This window comes from Mesorhizobium sp. B2-7-1 (genome assembly GCF_006440735.1).
In the GTDB taxonomy this organism is placed as follows: Bacteria; Pseudomonadota; Alphaproteobacteria; order Rhizobiales; family Rhizobiaceae; genus Mesorhizobium.
This window is the reverse complement of record NZ_VFUA01000030.1, coordinates 21380-42781: the sequence shown is the minus strand read 5'-3', so window position 1 is coordinate 42781 and position 21402 is coordinate 21380. Positions and strand designations below refer to the sequence as shown.

At 63.9% G+C, this 21402-nt stretch carries 25 protein-coding genes; 13 read left to right on the top strand and 12 right to left on the bottom strand.

Going from position 1 to position 21402, the window contains the following annotated elements; all coding sequences use genetic code 11:
• Positions 1–5: 5 nt before the first annotated feature.
• The gene (locus tag FJ471_RS14085) at positions 6–1568 is read left to right on the top strand and encodes a DHA2 family efflux MFS transporter permease subunit (protein ID WP_140803960.1); all 1563 of its coding nucleotides are present in this window, start codon (positions 6–8) and stop codon (positions 1566–1568) included.
• Positions 1569–1592: 24 nt separating this feature from the next.
• Here FJ471_RS14085 and FJ471_RS14080 read toward each other — a convergent pair whose 3' ends face one another.
• The 3 genes from FJ471_RS14080 to FJ471_RS35650 all read right to left on the bottom strand — a co-directional run bounded on the left by FJ471_RS14080 (position 1593) and on the right by FJ471_RS35650 (position 3860).
• A complete protein-coding gene (locus FJ471_RS14080) occupies positions 1593–2903 on the bottom strand; it encodes a hemolysin family protein (RefSeq protein ID WP_140803958.1) in 1311 nt (436 codons plus the stop codon).
• Between the two features lie 190 nt (positions 2904–3093).
• On the bottom strand, positions 3094–3597 hold the full coding sequence (locus FJ471_RS35655) for a hypothetical protein (RefSeq protein ID WP_348643339.1): 504 nt from the start codon (positions 3595–3597) through the stop codon (positions 3094–3096).
• A complete protein-coding gene (locus tag FJ471_RS35650; protein WP_348643338.1) occupies positions 3492–3860 on the bottom strand; it encodes a helix-turn-helix transcriptional regulator in 369 nt (122 codons plus the stop codon). Before FJ471_RS35650 ends, FJ471_RS35655 begins: the two co-directional genes overlap by 106 nt.
• Before the next feature lie 231 nt (positions 3861–4091).
• On the opposite strand from FJ471_RS35650, the gene FJ471_RS14070 reads away from it, so the two are divergent.
• Together FJ471_RS14070 and FJ471_RS14065 are read left to right on the top strand one after the other, a co-directional pair.
• A complete protein-coding gene (locus FJ471_RS14070; RefSeq protein WP_140803956.1) occupies positions 4092–4454 on the top strand; it encodes a hypothetical protein in 363 nt (120 codons plus the stop codon).
• Positions 4455–4474: 20 nt separating this feature from the next.
• Positions 4475–4810 (top strand): putative quinol monooxygenase, encoded by a 336-nt coding sequence (locus tag FJ471_RS14065; protein WP_140803954.1) that lies wholly within the window; start codon positions 4475–4477, stop codon positions 4808–4810.
• A 3-nt stretch (positions 4811–4813) separates the two neighbouring features.
• Here FJ471_RS14065 and FJ471_RS14060 read toward each other — a convergent pair whose 3' ends face one another.
• Positions 4814–5521 (bottom strand): LssY C-terminal domain-containing protein, encoded by a 708-nt coding sequence (locus tag FJ471_RS14060; protein WP_140803952.1) that lies wholly within the window; start codon positions 5519–5521, stop codon positions 4814–4816.
• Positions 5522–5633: 112 nt separating this feature from the next.
• On the opposite strand from FJ471_RS14060, the gene FJ471_RS14055 reads away from it, so the two are divergent.
• Positions 5634–6341, top strand: coding sequence for a gamma-glutamylcyclotransferase (locus FJ471_RS14055; protein ID WP_140803950.1), 708 nt, complete (start codon positions 5634–5636; stop codon positions 6339–6341).
• A gap of 7 nt (positions 6342–6348) precedes the next feature.
• On the opposite strand, the gene FJ471_RS14050 is transcribed toward FJ471_RS14055, so the two are convergent.
• The 3 genes from FJ471_RS14050 to FJ471_RS14040 form a co-directional block, all read right to left on the bottom strand.
• Positions 6349–7179 (bottom strand): extensin family protein, encoded by an 831-nt coding sequence (locus tag FJ471_RS14050; protein ID WP_140803948.1) that lies wholly within the window; start codon positions 7177–7179, stop codon positions 6349–6351.
• Between the two features lie 138 nt (positions 7180–7317).
• Entirely contained in the window at positions 7318–8307 is a 990-nt protein-coding gene (locus tag FJ471_RS14045) for an extensin family protein (protein WP_246684715.1), read from the bottom strand.
• Between the two features lie 133 nt (positions 8308–8440).
• Positions 8441–8866 carry a DUF3775 domain-containing protein gene (locus FJ471_RS14040; RefSeq protein ID WP_140803944.1) on the bottom strand — a complete coding sequence of 142 codons (426 nt, stop codon included), beginning with the start codon at positions 8864–8866 and terminating at the stop codon, positions 8441–8443.
• Positions 8867–9044: 178 nt separating this feature from the next.
• Here FJ471_RS14040 and FJ471_RS14035 point away from each other — a divergent pair, with 178 nt between their 5' ends.
• Both FJ471_RS14035 and greA read left to right on the top strand, forming a co-directional pair.
• Positions 9045–9581 carry a tetratricopeptide repeat protein gene (locus FJ471_RS14035; RefSeq protein WP_140803942.1) on the top strand — a complete coding sequence of 179 codons (537 nt, stop codon included), beginning with the start codon at positions 9045–9047 and terminating at the stop codon, positions 9579–9581.
• 265 nt (positions 9582–9846) lie between these two features.
• Positions 9847–10320 carry a transcription elongation factor GreA gene (gene greA, locus FJ471_RS14030; RefSeq protein WP_027168132.1) on the top strand — a complete coding sequence of 158 codons (474 nt, stop codon included), beginning with the start codon at positions 9847–9849 and terminating at the stop codon, positions 10318–10320.
• A 173-nt stretch (positions 10321–10493) separates the two neighbouring features.
• On the opposite strand, the gene waaC is transcribed toward greA, so the two are convergent.
• From waaC to rfaD, 3 genes are read right to left on the bottom strand one after another with little or no spacing between them, the layout of a single operon-like run.
• The gene (gene waaC / locus FJ471_RS14025) at positions 10494–11495 is read right to left on the bottom strand and encodes a lipopolysaccharide heptosyltransferase I (RefSeq protein ID WP_140803940.1); all 1002 of its coding nucleotides are present in this window, start codon (positions 11493–11495) and stop codon (positions 10494–10496) included.
• Positions 11492–12499 (bottom strand): lipopolysaccharide heptosyltransferase II, encoded by a 1008-nt coding sequence (waaF, locus tag FJ471_RS14020; protein WP_140803938.1) that lies wholly within the window; start codon positions 12497–12499, stop codon positions 11492–11494. Before waaF ends, waaC begins: the two co-directional genes overlap by 4 nt.
• Complete coding sequence (gene rfaD / locus FJ471_RS14015; protein ID WP_140803936.1) at positions 12472–13422, bottom strand: ADP-glyceromanno-heptose 6-epimerase; 951 nt, start codon at positions 13420–13422, stop codon at positions 12472–12474. The genes waaF and rfaD overlap by 28 nt, the downstream gene beginning before the upstream one ends.
• 141 nt (positions 13423–13563) lie before the next feature.
• Here rfaD and FJ471_RS14010 point away from each other — a divergent pair, with 141 nt between their 5' ends.
• The 5 genes from FJ471_RS14010 to FJ471_RS13990 all read left to right on the top strand — a co-directional run bounded on the left by FJ471_RS14010 (position 13564) and on the right by FJ471_RS13990 (position 17321).
• On the top strand, positions 13564–13800 hold the full coding sequence (locus FJ471_RS14010) for a type II toxin-antitoxin system Phd/YefM family antitoxin (protein WP_140803934.1): 237 nt from the start codon (positions 13564–13566) through the stop codon (positions 13798–13800).
• 47 nt (positions 13801–13847) lie between these two features.
• Entirely contained in the window at positions 13848–14480 is a 633-nt protein-coding gene (locus tag FJ471_RS14005; RefSeq protein ID WP_140803932.1) for a LysE family translocator, read from the top strand.
• Positions 14481–14633: 153 nt separating this feature from the next.
• The gene (gene rfaE1, locus FJ471_RS14000; RefSeq protein ID WP_140803930.1) at positions 14634–16118 is read left to right on the top strand and encodes a D-glycero-beta-D-manno-heptose-7-phosphate kinase; all 1485 of its coding nucleotides are present in this window, start codon (positions 14634–14636) and stop codon (positions 16116–16118) included.
• Between the two features lie 8 nt (positions 16119–16126).
• Positions 16127–16699, top strand: a complete 573-nt coding sequence (locus FJ471_RS13995) for an SIS domain-containing protein (RefSeq protein WP_140803928.1) — start codon at positions 16127–16129, stop codon at positions 16697–16699.
• Complete coding sequence (locus FJ471_RS13990) at positions 16692–17321, top strand: HAD family hydrolase (RefSeq protein ID WP_140803926.1); 630 nt, start codon at positions 16692–16694, stop codon at positions 17319–17321. Before FJ471_RS13995 ends, FJ471_RS13990 begins: the two co-directional genes overlap by 8 nt.
• Before the next feature lie 69 nt (positions 17322–17390).
• Here the strand turns inward: FJ471_RS13990 and FJ471_RS13985 are convergent, their stop codons facing one another.
• On the bottom strand, positions 17391–17867 hold the full coding sequence (locus FJ471_RS13985; protein ID WP_140803924.1) for an Lrp/AsnC family transcriptional regulator: 477 nt from the start codon (positions 17865–17867) through the stop codon (positions 17391–17393).
• Between the two features lie 278 nt (positions 17868–18145).
• Here FJ471_RS13985 and trxB point away from each other — a divergent pair, with 278 nt between their 5' ends.
• Together trxB and FJ471_RS13975 are read left to right on the top strand one after the other, a co-directional pair.
• On the top strand, positions 18146–19120 hold the full coding sequence (trxB, locus tag FJ471_RS13980; protein WP_140803922.1) for a thioredoxin-disulfide reductase: 975 nt from the start codon (positions 18146–18148) through the stop codon (positions 19118–19120).
• A 72-nt stretch (positions 19121–19192) separates the two neighbouring features.
• Entirely contained in the window at positions 19193–20089 is an 897-nt protein-coding gene (locus FJ471_RS13975; RefSeq protein WP_040989587.1) for a LysR family transcriptional regulator, read from the top strand.
• Positions 20090–20106: 17 nt separating this feature from the next.
• Here the strand turns inward: FJ471_RS13975 and FJ471_RS13970 are convergent, their stop codons facing one another.
• On the bottom strand, positions 20107–20607 hold the full coding sequence (locus FJ471_RS13970) for an isoprenylcysteine carboxylmethyltransferase family protein (protein WP_140803920.1): 501 nt from the start codon (positions 20605–20607) through the stop codon (positions 20107–20109).
• Positions 20608–21402 lie beyond the last annotated feature (795 nt).

The window sequence follows — 21402 nt, the reverse complement described above, 5'->3', positions numbered from 1 at the left end:
GCGCCATGTCAGCGCCGGCAGCACCTCAATCCTTCATCGCCAGCATCCTGCCGTTCATGGTGATGTGCGTGGGGATGTTCATCGCGCTGCTCGACATCCAGATCGTCGCCTCCTCGCTGCAGGATATCGGCGGCGGCCTGTCGGCGGCGCAGGACCAGATCGGCTGGGTCCAGACCTCCTATCTGGTGGCGGAGATCATCGTCATACCGCTATCGGGCTGGCTCACCCGCGTCTTCTCGACCCGGTGGCTTTTCACCATCTCGGCAGCTGGTTTCACTTTGGCCAGCATGTTGTGCGGCTTTGCCTGGAACATCGAAAGCATGATCGTGTTCCGGGCGCTGCAGGGACTGCTCGGCGCCTCGATGATCCCGACGGTTTTCACCTCGTCCTTCCATTATTTCCAGGGCCCAAGGCGGGTCTATGCGGCCGCGGTCGTCGGCAGCATCGCCTCGATCGCGCCGACGCTCGGGCCGGTCATCGGCGGCTGGATCACCGACACCTTGAACTGGCACTGGCTGTTCTACGTCAATGTCATCCCCGGCGTCGTCATCACCGTCCTCGTTGCGCTGCTGGTCAAAATCGACAAAGCCGATCCGTCTTTGCTCAAGGGCGCGGACTATATCGGCATGGCGCTGATGGCGGTCAGTCTCGGCACGGCGGAATATGTGCTCGAGGAAGGCTCGCGCTGGAACTGGTTCGACGACGCGACGATCCGCAACGGCGCCGTCGTCGCCGTGGTCACGCTCATCCTGTTCGTCGTCCGCAGCCTGACCTATGCGCAGCCAGTGGTCGACTTCCGCGCCTTCGGCAACCGCAACTTCGCCATTGGCTGCTTCCTGTCCTTCATCACCGGCATCGGCATCTTCGCGACGATCTACCTGACGCCGCTGTTTCTGGGTTACGTGCGCGGCTACAACGCGCTCGAAACCGGACTGGCGGTGTTTTCCACCGGCGTCGCATCGATGGTGGGCGTTCCCGTCTACATCTTCCTCGCCAAGCGCTTCGATACGCGCTGGCTGATGATGTTCGGCCTGGCGTCCTTCGGCGCATCGATGTGGAGTTTTTCCGCCATCACCAGCCAGTGGGGCCCGGCCGAACTCCTCATCCCGCAACTGTTCCGCGGCTTCCCGCAGGTCTTCGCCGTTGCGCCCAGCGTCAATCTCGGGCTCGGCAGCCTGCCGCCGGACCGGCTGAAATATGCCAGCGGCCTGTTCAACACCATGCGCAACCTCGGCGGCGCGGTGGGCATCGCCATCTGCGGCGCGATCCTCAACAACCGCACCAACTTCCATTTTCTGACGATCGCCTCGCACCTGACGCCGCAGAACGAGACGGCGATGCGCCTGGTCGACAATGTGGCGCAACGCTATGGTCAGCTGCCTGGCGCCATCGACGACGGTCACGCCGCCGCGCTGAAGCAACTCTGGCAGCTCGCCTATCGCGAGGCTTCCACCATGGCCTACGCAGATGCGTTCCTGGTCATCATGGCGGCTTTCGTCATCGCCACGGCGCTGGTCCCGTTCCTGCGCAACGTGACGCCGAAGGCACCGCCGCCGGATGCGCATTGAGCGCCGCCGAGTTGAAGCGGTCTATCAGCGCGCCACTGGGCGATGGCCGTCGGGCAGGCGGGTGGCGATCAGCTTGTCGATACGGCGGCCGTCGAGGTCGACCACCTCGAAACGCCAGCCTTGCGCGTCGACGCATTCGCCGGTAGTCGGCAGATGATGCAGATGCGACAGCACATAGCCTGCGACGGTCTCGTAGTCGCGGTTTTCGGGCAAGTCTATGCCAAGCACCTCGGCCATCTCGTCGGCCTGCATGTAACCGGCAAGCAGCCATGAGCCGTCATCGCGCTTGACGGCGTTCTCTTCCTCGCCGGCCTCGAGGTCGGAGCGGAACACGCCGGTGATCGCTTCGAGGATGTCGGCCGGCGTGACGATGCCTTCGAAATGGCCGTATTCGTCATGGACCAGCGCCATCGGCACGTCCGATTCCCTCAGCTTCTGCAAGACGTCGAGCGCGTCGGCCTGGTCATGCACGATGGGGGCGGCGCGCACGTGCTGGCGCGGATCCAGTACCCTGCCGGCCAGCAGGGCGGCCAGCACGTCGCGCGTCTGGATGACACCGACCATGGCGTCGACATTGCCGTCGCCGGCAGGCAGGCGCGAATGCTGGGTATCCATCAAAAGCTTTCGAACCACCGGTTCGTCGGATTGCAGGTTGAGCCAGTCGACCTCGGTGCGCGGCGTCATCACGGCGCGCACGGCGCGGTCGCCGAGGCGCATGACGCCGGCAATCATGCGGCGCTCGTCGGATTCGATGGTGCCGTGATGCTCGGCCTCGGCGACCAGCATCTTGATCTCCTCGTCGGTGACCTTCTCTTCCGCCTCGCCGCTCTGGCCCAGCAGCCAGAGAATGGCGCGGCCGGAAATATCGAGCAGGAAGACAAGCGGCGCCGAGATCGTGGCAACGACGGTCATTGCGGGCGCCGCGCGGGCGGCGACGCGCTCGGGATCGCGCAAGGCGATCTGCTTCGGCACCAGCTCGCCGACGATAAGCGAGGCATAGGTGATCAAAGCGACGACTATGCCGACGCCGACGGGGTCGGCGATGTTTTCGTGGATACCGGTCGAGGCCAGATATTGCGCCAGCCGTTCGCCGAGCGTGGCGCCCGAGAACGCGCCCGAGAGAACGCCGACCAGGGTGATGCCGATCTGCACCGATGACAGGAACTTGCCGGGATTGGAGCCGAGCGCCAGCGCGCGGCCGGCGCCCTTGACGTTGCGGTCGATCATCGCCTTGAGGCGGGCCGGCCGCGACGAGACGATGGCGAGCTCCGACATCGACAAGAGGCCGTTCACCAGAATGAGGACGGCCACGACGGCGATTTCAACATAAAGCATGGGCGGTCAATAGCATTGCTGCAGTGCATTCGAAAATAGCCTGCCGGTATTTTTGGAAGATGACAATCTGGAGCATAACGGAGCGGCCTGGAGCACGGCGTGGAGCGCCATCACATGTTGCAGGCATTTGGAGAAAGAGAAGGGTCGTTCGGCGATGTGGTCATTTTCGACGATTGCACTCGCGGCCAGATCAGCCGGCTCTTTGCGAAGGAGTGTCGTTGCCGGCGCTCTCCTCGACCATCGCCTTGACGATTGCAATCGTCGCGTCGTCGGCCGGGAAAAGCATCTCCATCGTCAACTCCGACAGGGTGATGTCGGTCGGTGTGCCGAAGATCACGTTGGTGTTGAGGAACGAGACCGTTCCCAGGCGCGTCGCGATGCGAAGCGGCGTCGCGTAATGCCGCGACGCATCCGCGGGCACCGGCTCGGCGCCTGCCAGAGGCACCGGATAGGCCATAATTTCGGCGAGCAGGGCATGAATGGCCGGGTCATGCGTGGCATCGATCTGTTGCCGCAACACCGCGACCGAATGCGCGCGCCATTCGGCGAAGTTGACGATCCGCAGCCCCATGCCGAGCGGATGCAGGATCAGGCGGATGGCGTTGATCGGCGGGCGAAGCAGCTCGGGCGAGCATCCCTCATAGAGCTGCGGCAGGGCGCCGTTCGAAAGCACGACATTCCAATGCCGGTCGATCGCGAAGGCAGGATAGGGCTTGTGCGCCTGGAGAACCTGGTCGATCGCCTGGCGCGCCGACGCAAGCTCGGCCAGCGATCGCTCCTCGAACGATGGCGCGAAGCCGCCGCGAGCAGCAACGCGTTTTGCTCCCGCAACGGGACATCGAGATGCTGCGCGAGCAGAAGCACCATCTCCCGGCTCGGCTGCGATCGCCCGGTCTCCAGGCAGGAGAGGTGGCGCGTCGAACTGCCGGCGCTGAGCGCGAGGTCCGCCTGGGTCATGCGGCGCCTCTCGCGCCAACGGCGAAGGAGCACCCCAAATGGCGGCTGTCGAACGGTCATGCCGGCCATCCTAGGGCAGCCGGAAAGCATGGGCCATGACCTCGTAGGTCAAATGACGCTTTGCGCGGCGGTCGCTTTTTGACCCGAGGGGTCATCGATCCCGGCTGTGGCCCGGCCGCATAGTCGGCGGGCAATCAAATCGAAGAAGGCCTCAAGCCGAAGGAGAATGTCATGGACGATGCACAGCAACTTGCCGATCGTCATGTGGCCGTTTGGAACGAAACCGATGACGAGCGCCGCCGCCAGGCAATCGCCGAGCTCTGGGTGCCCGAAGGCGAGCACTATGTCGAGTTGCGGGAGGTGCGCGGCTACGCGGGGCTCGAGAAGCGCATTATCGAATCGCATGTGAAATGGGTGCGGGACGGAGGTTTTCGCTTCCGGGCGGCGAAGGACGCTCGGGGGCTGCACGATGTCGTCACCTTCCACTGGGAAATGGTGCCGAAAGACGGCGGCGAGGTTGCCGCCAGCGGGCTCGAATTTCTGGCTGTCGACAAGCAGGACCGTATCCTCGTCGACTACCAGTTCCCGCTCTAGAACCAGGACAGGCGTGAAGCATGGCCGTCACCTATACAATTCAGTTCCAGGTCGTGCCCGGGCGGCGCGCCGATTTTCTTGCCCTCCTCGGCGATGTGCTCGATGCCATGCGCGGCGAGCCGATGTTCCACGAGGCGGTGCTTCATCGGGATCCGGCGTCGGACCACCGTTTCATGCTCTACGAGACCTGGGAGAGCCATGAGGACGTGCTGAACGTCCAGTTGCACAGGCCCTATCGCCGCGACTGGCATGAAGCTTTGGCCAGCGTGCTGGAGAAAGACAGGGAAATAGCCATCTGGGAACCCATGCGTGCGGACCGCAGCGCTGGTCCGACGAATGGTCAAGGGCAAGACTAGCCGTCACTGCTGCGTCTTCAGCACGCCGATCACGGCCATGCCGTCGGTGAAATAGGGATCGCCGCCGCCGTTGTGTCCGGCCTTGGTGGCGCCGATGCCCGGTATCTGGCTGGTCGACGCCAGCAGGCCGGCGGCTTTCAGGTCGCCGATCAGGAAGTCGCGCTCGGCGTCGATGTCGGGGCCGATATGGTGGGTGACGGCGCCGGTGTCGTGGCTGAGGCCTACGCCGCGATCGAAGCTCGCGGCGCCCAGCCAGAGCGGGCGGCCGTCGTCGCCGACCGTATCCGTCTGCCAGAAGCGGACGTGATGGCGCCGGTCGGCGCTGTCGCCGACCGGTTTCTCGAAGGCGAGATCCTGGGCGCGGCCCTCGAACAAGAGGCGGCTCATCGGCGCATCGGGGTAGGGGCGGGAAAACAACACGCTTTCGCCGATGTCGATCGCGGTCCTGAGCGTGACGGCATCGGCCGTGTCCCAGCCGGCGACGGCGAAGGCGTGGACGACTTCCTTTTCGGTGCCGACCAGGCCAACATTGATCGGATCGCCGGGAATGCCCTGCGGCGTATGCGTCACCATCTCGAAGGGCCGGGTACGAAAACCGCGCTCCCGCCATGTCCAGAATTCCGGCGCGGCGACATAGGCGAGCGCCAGATAGAAGGCGCAAACCGTCGCGAGCCACATCCCCGCACGTCGTCTCAAGCTGCGTTGGCTCATGAATGCCGCCCGATACCGTATGGCATCTGTTGCGCTACGATCATGGGAAATCAATGGCCAGCGATAAGGACAACATTTATCATCCGGTTGTCGTTCGAGCGGGGTGCGGCGAATGAAGCGGACCAAGGCTGGCCACGGGGCAATGGCGCTGACTGGCAGCCTTGTTGCCAGAGTTGAGCGCACCGAGCCAGACCCTGGGACTACCGAGCACAGCGATGCGGAATATGACGGCGTGGTCGAAAGGCTGCTGTCGCAATATCGACCCGAAACGCTTTGGGTCTTTGCCTATGGCTCGCTGATCTGGAATCCGGAATTCGACCACATCGAGCAGCGCGCAGCAACGGCGGTCGGATGGCACCGCTCGTTTTGCCTGAAGTTGACCCGCTGGCGTGGAACGCGCGAATTGCCGGCGCTTATGCTTGCCCTCGATAGGGGAGGCAGCTGCAACGGCATCGTCTACCGCCTACCAGGACATGACCATTTCGGACAGCTCGGCCAGCTGATGCGCCGGGAAATCGACGCTAACCCGCCTACCAACATGCCCCGCTGGATAAAGGTCCGCACCAGCCAAGGGCCACTTCGTGCCCTGGCCTTTGTCGCTGCCACTGAAGGCCGGGCATACGCCGGACGGCTGCCTCCGGAGCAGGTCGCGGATACGCTGGCGCGCGCCGCGGGGCATTGGGGTTCATCGGCGCAGTATCTGTTCCGAACCGTCAGCAAGCTCGAGGAAAGCGGTATACGGGACAGGAATCTGTGGCGCATCCAGGAACTGGTCGCACGGCAGATTCTGGCGGCCACCAGTTCCGAGCCCGGCGCCTGATTTTAAGTCAGCGGCAGGCGCGGTAACCGCTTTTGCGGTTCTTGATGTCGAAATGGAAATGGTTGCGGTGGTCGTAATTGTAGCCCGGGCCGAGCACCGTGGTGAAATATTCGCAGCCGTCGGCGCGCACATTGTTGAGGAAGCCGCGGGTGCGGAAGGCGAACAAGCCGGGCTTGCGGACGTCGATGTCGTCGCCGTTGTTGAGCTCGATGCTCATGACGTCGAGAGCGTTGCCCTTGCCGTGCTCGGACAACACACCTTCCCCGGCGATGTTGCGGCAGGAATAGCTGGAGCCCTGGTGGATCGCCTTGACGCCGGAGAAATAGCGCCAGCGGGCGGCCGGCTGCAGCTCGTTCTTGGTCCAGGCGGCGAAGGTGGCGGCCATGCCGCAGGTCAGCGTCGCCGCCGGCTTCATGGCGACGCTGCCGATGGCCGAGACTTTTACCGGGAAATCGATGCCGCACTGTCCCTCGTGGATCGGCTGGACGTCCTGGTAGACGACGCCCATCCGCTTCAGCTCGCTGCGGCAGTCGATCTCGCTGGCAGGCATTTGCTCGGCCGGCGACATCGGCTCGTCCATGCGCGGATAGGCGGCCTGGGTCATATAGGGGTTGGAGGGAACGAGGCGCTGCATGCCGGAATATTGCGGCGCGTCGGGCTGCGGCACCGCTGCCGTCTGGCTGCCGACATCGACGGCCGGCTGCAGCGCAAAGACGTCACCGGTCGTGCAGGCCGATATCGTCGCGATGGCAACGCCTGCGGCCAGCCCGACGAGCGTGATGCGCGCATGCTTGTTCCGTCGCGCCGCTGCCAGCACAGCGCCAAGTCTTCGAGCCATTGAAAGGCATCCTTGTCTCCGAATGGCACAAGGTTAACCCTCAACAGTAAAGGAAAGATCAGCACCGGCATTCATGCATAGGGCGGAATTGCGGCGCTGTTCTTGCCGTGACGTGGCCCGAAACTTTCGAGATCGTGCCTACTGGCAAAAAGTGCCGCCATGGCGGCGCGGTTCCAGGTCGAGGTGGAAATGCAAGGCGTGGTCGGGGTCGGCGCCTGGACCGAGCACCGTCTTGAACGGCCCGCAAGCAGCCTTGCGCACCGCGTTGAGGAACTTCGCGTCCTTCTCCGGCGGCGCCGGCCCGATTTCTATCTTCCTCCCATCCGACAAGGTGAAGCTGGCGATGTCGAGCGCATTGCCGAAAGCGTGTTCCGACAGTTTGCGCGTGCCGTGGCGCGGCCGGCAGACAAAGGCAGAGGTCTGGTTGATCGACTTCAGATCGGCGCCGAGTTCGGCCTTCGCCGTGGGCTGCACGACATCGGCCATGAAGCGCGCCGCCGCCTCGGCCATTGGGCAATTGAGCTCGGTGCCAGAGCTGATGCCGATGGATTTGCCGAGTGTCCTTATGACGACGGGGTAGGGGATCGAGCAGCCGATTTGCGCGTCGTGCTCGGCCTTGTGCTCCTCGAATTCGACGCCGAGCGCCTTCAGCCGCTCGCGGCATGCGGTTTCTTCCGGCGGCATCTTGTCGGCCGGCATGTCGGCGGAACGTGGATCGGAGAGCATCTTTTCCTCCGCCGGCTGAGCGGGTTTTTCCGGCGGTTGTGGCGCGGTTTCCGGCGGCTCCGGCTCCAGCTCGGTGGGCTTCTGCGGCGGGGTGGGCACGACATCCGGCGTCTCAGCCTCGGATTCCGTCCGCGGCTCGGATCGAGCGCCCTTCGAACGCGGCGGGTGGGCGTCCCATTTCGGATGCGACTTCTCCTGGTTGAGGAAGTCGTCATTGCTGTCGAGGCGGCTTTTGTCCTGCCCGGACTTGTCGGCGCCGTTCTCCATATCCTGCGGACGGGACCCTGGAACCGGTGTCGCCACCGGCATTTCCGGCGCCGGAGCGGCGCTCTGGCTGGCCGGCGGCAGGTGTCTTTTCTGCCGATGATGATGCTTGGCCACGGCCGGCGTAACCAGCAGCATCGCAGCCGCCACAGGCAGTGCCAGTCTGCAAAGTCGTGAAAGGCTGAGCGTTGCCATCGCCCGGAAACGGCGGTCGCGTTGCGAAGTTGCCTGCGCAGGCCCGCCTTGCCGATCACAATCGGTTACCGGCGCGTTACGCGCCGATGGCTTCAAGGCCTTCCTCCAGCCAGTCGGCGAGCATCGGCAGGCCGAGCAGGTATTTGGCCGTGCGCTTCCTGGGACGCTCCCTGGCGGCGGCCACCGCGTCCGCCCATTCGGATGCGTCGTAGTCGCCGCGCCCAACCCAGGCGAGCGCGATCAGCTCGGCCGCCTCGTCGATGTTGAGATCGTTGATCAACTCGCGGAATTCTTCTTCGGTGAGGTCTTCCGAGGCTTCCTCGACAAGGCCGTCATGGTGATGGCTGGCATGCGTGTCGCCGTCGAACTCGACCTCATGCTCGGCGCCGTCGTCATAGTCCTCGTTGACGGCGGCGCTCAATGCCTTCGCCTTGAGGATGAACAGGCGCACGGTGTCCGGATCGATCGAAAGTTCCCACTCCTTCTCGAGGCGCTGCTGCACGGTCCTTCTCCACGTGATGCGCTTGGTCCCGATGATAGCGGAATTAAAGCGCGCGTCACGTCCGCAGGTAACGGCTTCTTTCCGGCCGTTCAAAATAGTTCGGCAGCCGCCCGCATTTCGGGATGAAACCGCGCCAGAGCGGCGTTAATCTGCCATTGTCACGCTCATGGAGGCTTCGATGCGCAGACGTTTGCTTGTTCAGGTCATGGCTATCGCGGCGCTGCCGCTGTTCGTAGCGCCGGCTTATACGGCCGGTGAAGGTGGAAGTAGCGGTGGCCAGACGACCACCACCTGCAAGAAGGGTGAGGTCTGGGACAAGAAGAAGAACAAATGCGTAAAGCCGCAATATGGCATGCTGGACGACGACAGTATCTATGAGGCCGGCCATGACCTGGCGATGGCCGGGCGCTATGACGAGGCGATCTCGGTGCTGACGCTCGCCGCCAACAAGCAGGATCCGCGCATCCTCAACTATCTCGGCTACTCGCACCGCCATTCCGGCCGCGTCACGGTCGGCCTCGGCTATTACGAGGAAGCGCTTCGCATCGACCCGAACTACACGCTGGTGCGCGAATATCTCGGCGAGGCGCATCTGCAGATCGGCGATCTTGCCGGCGCCCAGCAGCAGCTCCAGGAAATCGAGAAGCGGACCGGCAAGGGCTCGCGCGAATACGGCATGCTGTCCGAGCAGATCGACCATTTCCTGAGGAGCTGAACAGGGCTTCGACGCTCCTCAAACCGGCTGTGAGCGATCACGGCCGGTTTTTTTGCTGTCCGCCGCTGGTCAACGGCCCGCGAAAGCGGTGATCATTTTGCCGAATTTCATTTTTGGGCGTGAAAATCGCGCCAAGATCGCTATATTCAGGGAAATTGTGGTGAGACGGTTCCGTTAGCCCGAGGCTGCCGGACCGTTTTCTTTTTGTACCCATTTGACAAGGCCGCTCCCGAAACCGGGGGTGGCGGCAGGAAAGGTCAGGCATATGATCAAGGTCCCGATGACAGGCGAGGGGTTCGCGTCATTGAAGGAAGAACTGCGTTGGCGCCAGCAAGAGGAGCGTCCGCGGATCATCGAGGCGATTTCCGAAGCGCGCTCGCATGGCGACCTGTCCGAAAATGCCGAATATCACGCGGCGAAAGAGTCGCAGAGCCACAATGAAGGCCGCATCAACGAACTCGAGGACCTGATCGCGCGGGCCGAAGTCATCGACGTCTCCAAGCTTTCCGGCGACAAGGTGAAGTTCGGCGCGACCGTGGTGCTCGTCGACGAGGACACCGAGGAAAAGAAGACCTATCAGATTGTCGGCGACCAGGAAGCGGACGTGAAGTCCGGCCGCATCTCGATCTCATCGCCGATCGCGCGTGCACTGATCGGCAAGGAAGTCGGCGACGCGATCGAGGTCAACGCACCGGGCGGCGCCCGCGGGTACGAGATCGTCCAGGTGCAGTTTATTTAGCTCCCAATCTCCCCCTTGTGGGGGAGAAAGCGGTTTCAAGATCTTAGCCGAAGGCTAAGTGTTAGAAATCGCAAGTGAGGGGATAGCGCCGCCTTATGAGGACGTGACGCCTGCGCCCTACGAAATCCCCTCTCTTGGATTTTCTACGACTTAGCCTCCGCGAAGTGCTCCGGCTAAGGCCGTGAAAATCCATTCTCCCCCACAAGGGGGGAGATAGCGCGCTGCGCCAGCAGGCGCTCAGCCTCCGCCATCACCTCAGCAGGCGTTACCTTGCTGTCGGCCGGCGCAAGCAGCGTCGACGCAAACGGCCCGCGCGGGCCCGTGAGGCCCGGCTCCGTCGCCAAGAAGATGGCGACCGTAGGCAGGCCGAAGGCGCTGGCGAGGTGAGTGAGGCCGGTGTCGGCGCCGATGACCAGCGTCGAGCGGCCAAGGATCGCGGCGATGTCCGCCAGCGGCGATTTCGCAACCAGCACCGTCTCGGGCACGGCCGCGGCAACGGCTTGCGCCACCTTCCTTTCCGTCTCGTTCGACCAGGTGACCACCGGCGTGAATTGCCGGTCGGCCAGTCGGCGCGCGGTTTCGATCCAGTTCTCGACCGACCATTTCTTGTCTTCGCGGCTGGTGCCGTGCAGCAGGAAGGCGGTTCTGCCTTCAACGCCAGGCAGGCCGCCCGCCGGTGGCACGATGCCTGACTCGAGCGCCGACAGGTCGGGCTGATAGCCAAGCGCCAGGCCGAACAGCCGTCTGGTTCGCTCGATGGCGTGCAGGTCGCGCGGCACGGCGTATTTGTGTTGGTAAAACAGCGTTGCCGAAGGCTCGCGGGCGCCGGCCCGATCGAAGCCGGCTATCGGCGCGCCGGCCTGGATGGCGACCAGGGCCGACTTCAACAAGCCTTGGGCGTCGATGACAAGATCGTAGCGGGAGGCGCGGAGCGCTTTGCGCAACCCGGCCATCTCGCGCCACGTGCCGCCGTCAAGCGGTCGCTTGCGCCAGCGCCGGACCGCCACCCTGTGGATGGTGCCGATCGCCGGATGCAGCGCCACGATGCCGGCAAACGGCTCCTCCACGCACCAGTCGAAATCTATGTCGGGGCGGTTGCGCACCGCGTCCTCGACGGCGGGAAAAGTGTGGATGACATCGCCCATCGACGATGTCTTGACGATCAGCACTTTCATGCGGCCGCCGGAACCTCGAGCAAGCGGTCGGCCGCGGCCGTGACGCGGGCGACATCGAGCGTCTTCAGGCAGTTGAGATGGCCGAGCGGGCAGACCTTCTTGTGGCAGGGCGAGCAGGACAGATGCAGCCAGATCAGTTCGGAGCGCTCGCTGAGCGGCGGCGTGTTTTCCGGCGAGGTCGAACCGTAGACGGCGACGATCGGCGTGCCGACGGCGGCCGCGACATGCATCAGCCCGCTGTCGTTCGAGACCGCCAGCTTCGCCGCGGCGATCAGGTCGATGGCGTCCTCGAGCCGCGTCTTGCCGGCGAGGTCGACCGCGCCCGGCGCAAGTGCGGCGATCTCAGCCGTCACGTCGGCATCGTTCTTCGAGCCGAGCAGCGCGACTCCCAGGCCCTTTGCCATCATGTCCCGGGCAAGCCCGGCATAGTGGTCGCTCGGCCAGCGTTTTGCGGGACCGAATTCGGCGCCGGGCATGAGCGCGACGAATTTCTTCCCGGTCAGCCCGAAGCGCGCCAGCAGATCGGCCTGGTTAGCCAAGTCGACGGTTAGCTTCGGCGCGCGAAAGGTGCCGCCGCGCGCGAGGCCGAAATAGGCGCGCGCCGTGCGCCGCTTCAGCGCTTCGGGCAGCGGCACGACATCCGTCAGCAGGCCGTAGCGCATCTCGCGCAGATTGCCAACGCGGTGCGGGATGCGGGCAAAGAACGGGATCAAGGCCGACTTCCAGCTTCCCGGTAGCACATAGGCCATGTCGTAGCGGCCGCGCAGCAGGCGGCCGAAGCGCCTGCGGCTGCGGAATTCCAGCGCCCCCGGCATCAGCGGAAAGTCGATCTGGCTGCGTATCTCGGGCATGCGCCTGACCAAAGGTGCTGCCCAGGCCGGCGCCAGCACGTCGATCGCCGCATTCGGATGTTTTTCCTTCAGTGCCGCAAACAGGCACTGCGCCATGACCATATCGCCCACCCAGCGTGGGCCGATCACGAGGATCGTTGGGCCTTCAGCCATTCGACATAGTCCCTGACGCCGGTTTCGACTGTGCGGAATTGGCCATTGTAGCCGGCCGCGCGCAAGCGGGACATATCAGCCTGCGTGAAACTCTGGTAGCTGCCCTTGAGATGGTCGGGGAAGGGGATGAACTCGATCTCGCCCTTGCCCAGCGTGTCGATCACCGTCTCGGCGATGGCGCGGAACGGCTGGGCGCGGCCGGTTCCGCAGTTGAAGATGCCGCTCAAGCCGCGTTTCCACAGCCACAGATTGACCTCCGCGACGTCGCCGACATGGATGAAGTCGCGGCTCTGCTCGCCGGGTCCGAAGTCGCCATAGGCGCCGAACAGCTTCGGGTTTTCGCCGCGCTCGACCTGGTTGAACAGATGGAAGGCGACGGAAGCCATGGCGCCCTTATGCGCCTCGCGCGGCCCGTAGACGTTGAAATAGCGCAGGCCGGCGACCTGCGAATGATCGGTATCGAAGACGGTGCGGCGGACGTAATCGTCGAACAGCTTTTTCGAATAGGCATAGACGTTGAGCGGGCGCTCGAAGTCGGGCTCCTCGCGAAATTCGCTGCCGCCGCCATAGACCGAAGCCGACGAGGCATAGAGGAAGGGCACCCGCAGCTTCAGGCAGGCATGCAGGAGCCGCTTCGAATAGGCGTAGTTCACCTCCATCATGAACTTGCCGTTCCATTCGGTGGTGGTCGAGCAGGCGCCCTGATGGAAGACGGCTTCGATGCGGCCGAGCCCGCCGTCCTCGAGCCGGGCGAGAAATTCGTCCTTGTCGAGATAGTCGGCGATGCGAAGGTCAGCCAGGTTGGCGATCTTGTGACCGTCGGTGAGGTCGTCGACGACGACGATGTCGTCATGGCCCCCGGCGTTGAGCGCGGCGACGATGTTGGAGCCGATCATGCCGGCGCCGCCCGTGACGATGATCATGAAGGCCTCTGCTGCTTACGATTCCGGCTCTTATAGGGGAGGTGGGCTGGGCTGTCGATAAAGCAGGCGCTGCCCGTCTCATGGTCCCTCGTTCTTGTCTATTTTGTCTTTTTTGTCTATTATGTACAAAACGGAGCGCCCATGAAACACTATCCGTCGACCGATCTGAAACAAAATCTCGGAGATGTGCTTGCGGCGGCGAGCCAGCAGCCTGTCTCCATCACTCGTCACAACAAGCCGAGATACGTCCTGATGAGCATCGAAACTTACGAGGCTCGCTTCGCCAACGATGGCCGCCGCGTCTACGCGGCGAAGGACGCTCCGGCCGAACATGTCGAGATGCTCGAGCAATACACTGCCGAGCTGGACCGTGATTAGGCCATAGCCGCCGACGTCTGGCGATATCCGGATCATGAGGGTCCAAGATGCCGTCGACCGAATTGCTGATCGCGTTTTTCGCCACCACCGCGATCTTCGCCTACATTCCCGGTCCCGCCATGCTCTACGCCGCTGCGCAGACGATAGCGCGCGGCCGTTGGTCGGGGCTGACGGCGGCACTCGGCATTCACCTTGGCGGTTATTTCCATGTCTTCGCGGCCGCCGCCGGCCTGTCGGTGCTGTTTCACGCCGTGCCGCCGCTCTATCTGGCGGTCAAGCTCGGCGGCGCGCTCTACCTGATTTGGCTCGGCGTCTCCATGTTCCGCAAACGGACGGATGGCGATACAGCTCTGCCCGCGATCGAGCGTAAATCGGCCCGTCGCGCATTTTTCGAGAGCATCACGGTCGAAGTGCTCAATCCCAAGACGGCGATCTTCTTCATGGCGTTCCTGCCGCAATTCATCGACGCCTCGGCCGCGTTTCCGGTCTGGCTGCAGTTCGTCGTGCTTGGAACCATCGTCAACCTGATGTTCTCCTCCGCCGACATCGTTTGCGTCTTCCTTGCCGGCGCGATGATTGCGCGGCTGCGGCGTTCGGGACGCGCGCAGCGGCTGATGCAGCGCGCGGGCGGCGCCGTGCTGGTCGGCCTCGGTGTCCATGTCGCCCTGCAGAGGAGCTGATCGCCCGGCTGCCTCCGGCTGGGTTCCGCGCCGGGCCTGCCGTTGCGCTCGCCCGAATTGCGGTATATCGGCATCGCCTTGAGTAGCCCACGCCACAATTCCGGCGCTGAATTCTAATCAAGTCCGGCCGTCTTCAGGCATAGCTCGAGTGAGATGATCCAGCACAATCCGCCTTCTCCGGAACCTTTGCATCGCACCATCGCCCGGTTCGGCGACGTCACCGTGCTGGTGGTGGGCGATTTCATCCTCGACCGCTTCGTCAGCGGGGTGATCGAGCGCATCTCGCCGGAAGCCCCGATCCCCGTTCTGCATGGCAAGGGCGAGACGCTGAACATGGGCGGCGCCGGCAATGTCGTCTCCAACATCGTTGCGCTCGGCGCGGCCGCGATCCCCGTGTCGGTGATCGGCACCGACCAGGCGGGCAACAATCTGATGCGCATGCTGGGCGAGATCGGCGTCGACACCGACGGGCTCCTGCAGCGCCGGGACCGCATGACATCGTCGAAAAGCCGCTTCAGCGCGCTCAACCAGCAGGTGCTGCGTTTCGACGAGGAAGAGATCAAGTCGCTCACTTCCACCGAGCGGGCGAAGCTCATCGACCATTTCCAGGCGGCGCTTGGCCGCGCCGACATCGTCATCCTCTCCGACTACGGCAAGGGCATTCTGCTCGAGGGCGTCGCGGGCGAGCTGATCGCGATCTGCCGCGATGCCGGCAAGCCGGTGCTGGTCGACCCGAAGGGGCGCGACTACGCGCGCTATGCCGGTGCCACCGCGGTGACGCCGAACCGCAAGGAGCTCGGCGAGGCGGTCGGGTGCAAGGTGTTCGGCGACGACGAGATCGTCGCCGCGGCGCGCGACCTGATCGCCGCGCATGATTTCGAGTTCATCGTCGCCACGCGCAGCGAGAAGGGCATGAGCGTGGTCTCGGCCGAGGATGCCCGCCACATCTCCACCCAGGCGCGCGAAGTGTTCGACGTTTCCGGCGCCGGCGACACGGTCATCGCCAGTTTCGCCCTGTCGCTCGCCGCCGGCGCCGATCGGGTGCATGCGGCTGTCATCGCCAATGCGGCCGGCGGCGTCGTGGTCGGAAAACGCGGCACGGCGCGGCTCAATGTCGAGGAACTGTCGGGCGCGCTGTTCCGCTCGCACGGGCCGACGGCTCATACGGATGCCATTCTCGACGCCAACGCCGCGGCCAGGATGGTCGCGGCCTGGAAGCAAGAGGGGCTGACCGTCGGTTTCACCAATGGCTGTTTCGACATCCTGCACGCCGGGCATGTCAGCCTGCTGCATGCCGCGCGCAGCCAGTGCGACCGGCTGGTGCTCGGCCTCAACAGCGATGCCTCGGTGCGCCGGCTGAAGGGGGCGGGGCGCCCGGTCAACAACCAGCACGACCGCGCCTGCGTGCTGGCCGCGCTTGCCTCGGTCGATGCTGTCGTCGTCTTCGAGGAAGACACGCCGCTGAAGCTCATCGAGGCGCTGCTGCCCGACATCCTGGTCAAGGGCGCGGACTACACGGTCGAGACCGTTGTCGGCGCCGATGTGGTGCAGAAGGCGGGCGGGCGCGTGGTGCTGGTCGATCTCGTCGCCGGCAAGAGCACGACCAACACGATCGGTAAGATGCGCGCCGCAAACTGAGGGATTTCATGTCCGAACTGAACGACTATCTGGTCCGCTCCGCGGCCGCGATCACAGCAACGGTCGAGCGCGATCTGACCAGCGAGATGGGGCGCGCCGTGGACAAGACGGTGACGGCGCTGTCGTCCGGCAAGGCCTTGCTGATCTGCGGCAATGGCGGCTCGGCCAGCGATGCCATCCACATCGCCGGCGAGCTGGTCGGCCGCTTTCTGAAGGAGCGCAAGGCCTACAACGTCATCGCGCTGCCGGCCAACGCCGCGGTGCTGACGGCCTGGGGTAACGATTACGGCTTCGATACCGTTTTCTCGCGCCAGGTCGAGGCGCATGGGTCGGAAGGGGCGGTGCTGCTTGCCATCTCGACCAGCGGCAATTCGCCGAGCATCCTTGCCGCGGCCGAGCAGGCGAGGGCGATGGGCATGACGGTGATCAGCCTGACCGGCGAGACCGGCGGCAAGCTCAAGCCGCTGACCGACATCCTGCTCAACGTGCCGTCGACCTCGACGCCGATCATCCAGCAGGGGCATCTGTGCCTCTACCATTATCTCTGCGAAGCGGTCGAAGCGCGTCTCAGCAATGGCTGAGAGCAAGCGCTTTCCGCTTGTCGAGCCCGGCCTGTGGATCGAGCGAACCAGCGCCGCGAACTTGTCTGCCGGCCGGCCGGCGCTGTTCCTCGACCGTGACGGCACGATCAATGTCGATACCGGCTATCCCGACGATCCGGCGGCCATGGTGCTGCGCGACGGCATCGCGCCGGTGATCGAGGCCGCGAACCAGCGCGGCATTCCGGTCGTTGTCGTCACCAACCAGTCCGGCATCGCGCGCGGCTATTTCGGCTGGGATGCGTTCGCCAGGGTCAACGGGCGCGTGCTCGACCTCTTGGCTGAACAAAACGCGTTTGTCGACATGGTGCTTGCCTGCGCCTACCACGAGGCCGGCAAGGGTCCGCTAGCGGCTGCCGACCATCCGATGCGCAAGCCCAATCCGGGCATGCTGCTGGAGGCGGATCGCCGCCTCGGCCTTGATCTCGAGCGATCGCTGATCGTCGGCGACAAGCCGGCCGATATCGAAGCCGGCCAGCGCGCCGGGCTCAAGCGCGGCTGGCTGGTCGATGGCGAAGGCTCGACGATGGGCGGGCTTTCGGTGTCGCCTCTGCGCGACGCGGCGGACCTCAAGGGGCTGCTTGCCGCGATAGGGTCGCTCTGATCGCGGATTGATTCAAAAGCTGGCGCTAAGCCCTTTGTTTGTGCGGGGGAATTTCCGGAAGCCGGCACATTAAGTTGGAAAGGCCACCAGCCCTTCGTCCTTGATGCGGCGGATGGTCAGGGCGGTGCGCACGGTGTCGACATTCGGGGCCGAGGCCAGTTCCTCGATGACGAAGGTCTGGAAGGTGCCGAGGTCGCTCGCCACGCAATGCAAGAGGAAATCGGATTCGCCTGAAACCATCCAGGCGTCGCGGACGATCGGCCAGCCGCGCGTGCGCTCGGCGAAGGTTTTCAGTTCGGCGTCGGCCTGATGATGCAGGCCGATCAGGCAGAAGGCGACGACATCCATGCCGAGCGCCGGCGCATTCAGGAGCGCGCGGTAGCCACGGATGATGCCGGCCTCTTCCAGCCGCCTGACACGGCGCAGGCAAGGCGGCGCCGAGATGCCGACCCGGTTGGATAGCTCGACATTGGTCATGCGGCCGTCACCCTGCAACTCGCGCAGGATCTTCCAGTCGATGGCGTCGAGATCGGCTTTCAGCGGCATGAACGGCTTTCGCGCAAGAATCTTTCGCAATTTTGTAATTTGGTTTCGCGCCGGAGGCCATAGCTTTGCGATGATTTTCTCCTTGTTTCGATGCATGCAGTGATCCCGGGGTCGGGCGCACCTCTGCGCGACATGCATTGATGACGGTCGGCCATATGGCCCGATATGCAGCGGACGAAGCTTTCCGGGGACGAAGGCCAACTTGCCTTGCTGGTCCCACGGGCAACACTTACATTATGCGCAACAAACCACGGCCGTGCGCCGCAGGGGACTTTTCAATGAACACCAAACATGCGCCCGTTCTTATCATCGGTTCCGGCCCGGCCGGCTACACGGCGGCGATCTACGCCGCCCGCGCCATGCTGAAGCCGATGCTGGTCGCCGGCCTGCAGCAGGGCGGCCAATTGATGATCACCACCGATGTCGAAAACTATCCGGGCTTCGCCGATCCGATCCAGGGCCCGTGGCTGATGAGCCAGATGCTGGCACAGGCCGAGCATGTCGGCACCGACATCGTCAACGACATCATCACCGAGGTCGATCTCAATGTGCGGCCGTTCCGCGCCACCGGCGATTCCGGCACCGTCTACACGGCGGATGCGCTGATCATCGCCACCGGCGCGCAGGCCAAGTGGCTGGGCATCCCGTCGGAACAGACTTTCATGGGCTTCGGCGTTTCGGCCTGCGCCACCTGCGACGGCTTCTTCTATCGCGGCAAGGATGTCGCGGTGGTGGGCGGCGGCAATTCCGCGGTCGAGGAAGCGCTCTATCTGTCGAACCTCGCCAAGAGCGTCACCGTCATCCACCGGCGCAGCGATTTCCGCGCCGAGCGCATCCTGCGCGAGCGGCTGCTCAAGAAGGACAATGTCCGCGTGATCTGGGACACGGTCGTGGACGAGATCACCGGACGCCCAGGCAAGGCGCCGCTGCCGCCTTCCGTCGAAGGCCTGACGCTGCGCAACGTCGTGACCGGCCAGGAATCGAAGCTGCCGGTCGACGGCGTGTTCGTCGCGATCGGTCATGCGCCGGCGGTCGAGCTTTTCGCCGGCAAGCTGAAGCAGAAGCCGAACGGCTATCTGTGGACGGCGCCCGATTCCACCCGCACCGACGTGCCCGGCGTGTTCGCCGCCGGCGATGTCACCGACGACGTCTACCGCCAGGCGGTGACGGCGGCGGGGCTTGGCTGCATGGCGGCGCTCGAGGCGGAAAAATATCTGGCGGGCATCGAGGTTCACCGCGAAGCGGCGGAATGACAGATCGGCTGAGAAAAGCCGTTTAAAAGCCTGATTTTTCATTCAGACGCCAAAGGCAATGCGAGGGGAATCATGGCGCTGGACTGGGACAAATTACGCGTATTTCACGCAGCGGCGGAGGCTGGGTCGTTCACCCATGCCGCCGAGACTCTGCACCTGTCGCAATCGGCTATTTCGCGGCAGGTCAGCGCGCTGGAGCATGACGTCGGCGTCGCGCTGTTCCACCGCCATGCGCGCGGCCTGGTGTTGACCGAGCAGGGCGAGATGCTGTTCCGCACGGCGCATGACGTGCTGATGAAGCTGGAAACCATCAAGACGCGGCTGACCGAAACCAAGGACCGGCCGTCAGGCGTGCTCAGGGTAACGACGACAGTGGGCCTCGGCGCCGGCTGGCTGACCGAACGGGTGCAGGAGTTCATCGAGCTCTATCCCGAGATCAGCCTGCAGCTGATCCTCGCCAATGAGGAGCTCGACCTCACCATGCGCCAGGCCGACTGCGCCATCCGGCTGCGCCAGCCGCAACAGCCGGATTTGATCCAGCGCCGGCTGTTCACGGTGCATTTCCACCTCTACGCGGCGCCGTCCTATATCGCCAAGTTCGGCAAGCCGGCCTCGATCGCCGAGCTCAGGAACCACCGCATCGTCACCTTCGGCGTGCCGGTGCCTTCGCATCTGTCGGAGCTGAACTGGCTGGAGACGGTCGGCGATTTCGAGGGCGCGCAACGGGTGCCGACGCTGCAGATCAACGACATCCTTTCGATCAAGCGGGCGGTGCAGGGCGGCGCCGGCATCGCCATGCTGCCCGACTACGTCATCAGCAAGGACACGAACCTGGTCCAGTTGCTGCCTGAGACCGAGGTGCCGTCCTTCGACACCTATTTCGCCTATCCCGACGCGATGAAGAACCAGGCGAAGCTGCATGTGTTTCGCGATTTCATCATCGCCAAGGCGCGCAGCTGGTCTTATTGAAACGCCCGGCCGGGAAACTACTGCCCACGCCACGGCGTCAGCCGCGGCAGCCATCCGGGGACGGCGCGGCGGTAGGTTTCGTATTCCGCGCCGTAGCGGCTGGCGAGCGTCGGCTCCTCGTAGACTTTGACGAAGGAGATCATCACGGTCGCGGCGATGAGGCCGTAGACCAGCACCGCCCAGCTCGAAAAGATCAGCACCTGGCCAAGGATGATCGCCAGCACCGCGACATACATAGGGTTGCGCACATGGCGGTAGATGCCGCCTACGACCAGTTTCTCGGTCGGCGCCACGGGAGCGGGCGTGCCCAGGCCCTCAAGGGCAAAGCGGGCGAAGGCATGAAGCAGGATGGCAGCCGCCCCGACCACAAGGATCGCGCCCGCAGGCACGAAGCCCGGCAGAGCCGACAGGGGCTTGCGATAGTGGTCGGTCAACAGCCACGGCGCCAGGCCGGCGACAATGCCGGGCGCCGCGACAAGGAACAGCGCGCTGCCGGTGATTGCTGAAAAAGTTCGCATCATCGGTCTCCTGCCGTAAAAATAAACTCGGCTTGCCGAAATCGGCATCATTTCTCCGGCTCGCATATTTCCGAGCAAAATCGGCTCGATTTCGCATTTAAGCAGTCGCTTTAGGGTCGAAAACGCACCGGAATTGGCGATTTTTCTGGTCCTATGGGTTCCAGGAATAGGTTGGACCACAGCCTGCGTCTTTTTGCATGCGTGTGTTGCAAAATAGATGCTTGTTTCTTGGGCATGATGAGCACATATATAGTCACATCTCCAGGGCGCGTTCTCCTCCCATTAGCGCCCTCGAGTGTTCCCCTCTGGAGGTTAGCCTTAATCGGCACTTCCAATCAAACTCAGCCGGATCTTTATTGATCCGGCTTTTTTGTTGCCCGCGTGCCTACAGGCCGGGAAAAAACGACTGGATCCACCACGTAACAGTGACATGTAACATCGGGTAACATGTCGCAGACGCAGTCTATGGTTTAAGTAGACCATAGGACGCGGTTGGTCGGTTCGGGAGATGGGGGCATCACTCGGAAGACCGGGCTCAGGCAAGCACCGCGTCCGAACCATTTTTCCGGATGCGGCGGACCAGCCGTTGCCTCCCAGGAAAACGGTCCGCAATAGGAACGGCGTCCGGATCATCCGGACGCCGTTTTCATTTCGCCCGCAAGTCTCAAAGCGCGATGCGCCTTAGTCCCTGCTTCGATGTATGCCGCCGAAAACCGCTGCGCGCTTTTCGGCGACATGCATCAGGCAGCGGTGCGTGTCGTTTTCCCAAAACCGCATACACTTTTGGGCGACATG

Bases quoted from the DNA above. Each gene is read 5' to 3' on its own strand.
- FJ471_RS14085 (WP_140803960.1), top strand. From the start codon at position 6: ATGTCAGCGCCGGCAGCACCTCAATCCTTCATCGCCAGCATCCTGCCG.
- FJ471_RS14080 (WP_140803958.1), bottom strand. From the start codon at position 2,903: ATGCTTTATGTTGAAATCGCCGTCGTGGCCGTCCTCATTCTGGTGAAC.
- FJ471_RS35650 (WP_348643338.1), bottom strand. From the start codon at position 3,860: ATGACCCAGGCGGACCTCGCGCTCAGCGCCGGCAGTTCGACGCGCCAC.
- FJ471_RS14070 (WP_140803956.1), top strand. From the start codon at position 4,092: ATGGACGATGCACAGCAACTTGCCGATCGTCATGTGGCCGTTTGGAAC.
- FJ471_RS14065 (WP_140803954.1), top strand. From the start codon at position 4,475: ATGGCCGTCACCTATACAATTCAGTTCCAGGTCGTGCCCGGGCGGCGC.
- FJ471_RS14060 (WP_140803952.1), bottom strand. From the start codon at position 5,521: ATGAGCCAACGCAGCTTGAGACGACGTGCGGGGATGTGGCTCGCGACG.
- FJ471_RS14055 (WP_140803950.1), top strand. From the start codon at position 5,634: ATGAAGCGGACCAAGGCTGGCCACGGGGCAATGGCGCTGACTGGCAGC.
- FJ471_RS14050 (WP_140803948.1), bottom strand. From the start codon at position 7,179: ATGGCTCGAAGACTTGGCGCTGTGCTGGCAGCGGCGCGACGGAACAAG.
- FJ471_RS14045 (WP_246684715.1), bottom strand. From the start codon at position 8,307: ATGCTGCTGGTTACGCCGGCCGTGGCCAAGCATCATCATCGGCAGAAA.
- FJ471_RS14035 (WP_140803942.1), top strand. From the start codon at position 9,045: ATGCGCAGACGTTTGCTTGTTCAGGTCATGGCTATCGCGGCGCTGCCG.
- greA (WP_027168132.1), top strand. From the start codon at position 9,847: ATGATCAAGGTCCCGATGACAGGCGAGGGGTTCGCGTCATTGAAGGAA.
- waaC (WP_140803940.1), bottom strand. From the start codon at position 11,495: ATGAAAGTGCTGATCGTCAAGACATCGTCGATGGGCGATGTCATCCAC.
- waaF (WP_140803938.1), bottom strand. From the start codon at position 12,499: ATGGCTGAAGGCCCAACGATCCTCGTGATCGGCCCACGCTGGGTGGGC.
- rfaD (WP_140803936.1), bottom strand. From the start codon at position 13,422: ATGATCATCGTCACGGGCGGCGCCGGCATGATCGGCTCCAACATCGTC.
- FJ471_RS14010 (WP_140803934.1), top strand. From the start codon at position 13,564: ATGAAACACTATCCGTCGACCGATCTGAAACAAAATCTCGGAGATGTG.
- FJ471_RS14005 (WP_140803932.1), top strand. From the start codon at position 13,848: ATGCCGTCGACCGAATTGCTGATCGCGTTTTTCGCCACCACCGCGATC.
- rfaE1 (WP_140803930.1), top strand. From the start codon at position 14,634: ATGATCCAGCACAATCCGCCTTCTCCGGAACCTTTGCATCGCACCATC.
- FJ471_RS13995 (WP_140803928.1), top strand. From the start codon at position 16,127: ATGTCCGAACTGAACGACTATCTGGTCCGCTCCGCGGCCGCGATCACA.
- FJ471_RS13990 (WP_140803926.1), top strand. From the start codon at position 16,692: ATGGCTGAGAGCAAGCGCTTTCCGCTTGTCGAGCCCGGCCTGTGGATC.
- FJ471_RS13985 (WP_140803924.1), bottom strand. From the start codon at position 17,867: ATGCCGCTGAAAGCCGATCTCGACGCCATCGACTGGAAGATCCTGCGC.
- trxB (WP_140803922.1), top strand. From the start codon at position 18,146: ATGAACACCAAACATGCGCCCGTTCTTATCATCGGTTCCGGCCCGGCC.
- FJ471_RS13975 (WP_040989587.1), top strand. From the start codon at position 19,193: ATGGCGCTGGACTGGGACAAATTACGCGTATTTCACGCAGCGGCGGAG.
- FJ471_RS13970 (WP_140803920.1), bottom strand. From the start codon at position 20,607: ATGCGAACTTTTTCAGCAATCACCGGCAGCGCGCTGTTCCTTGTCGCG.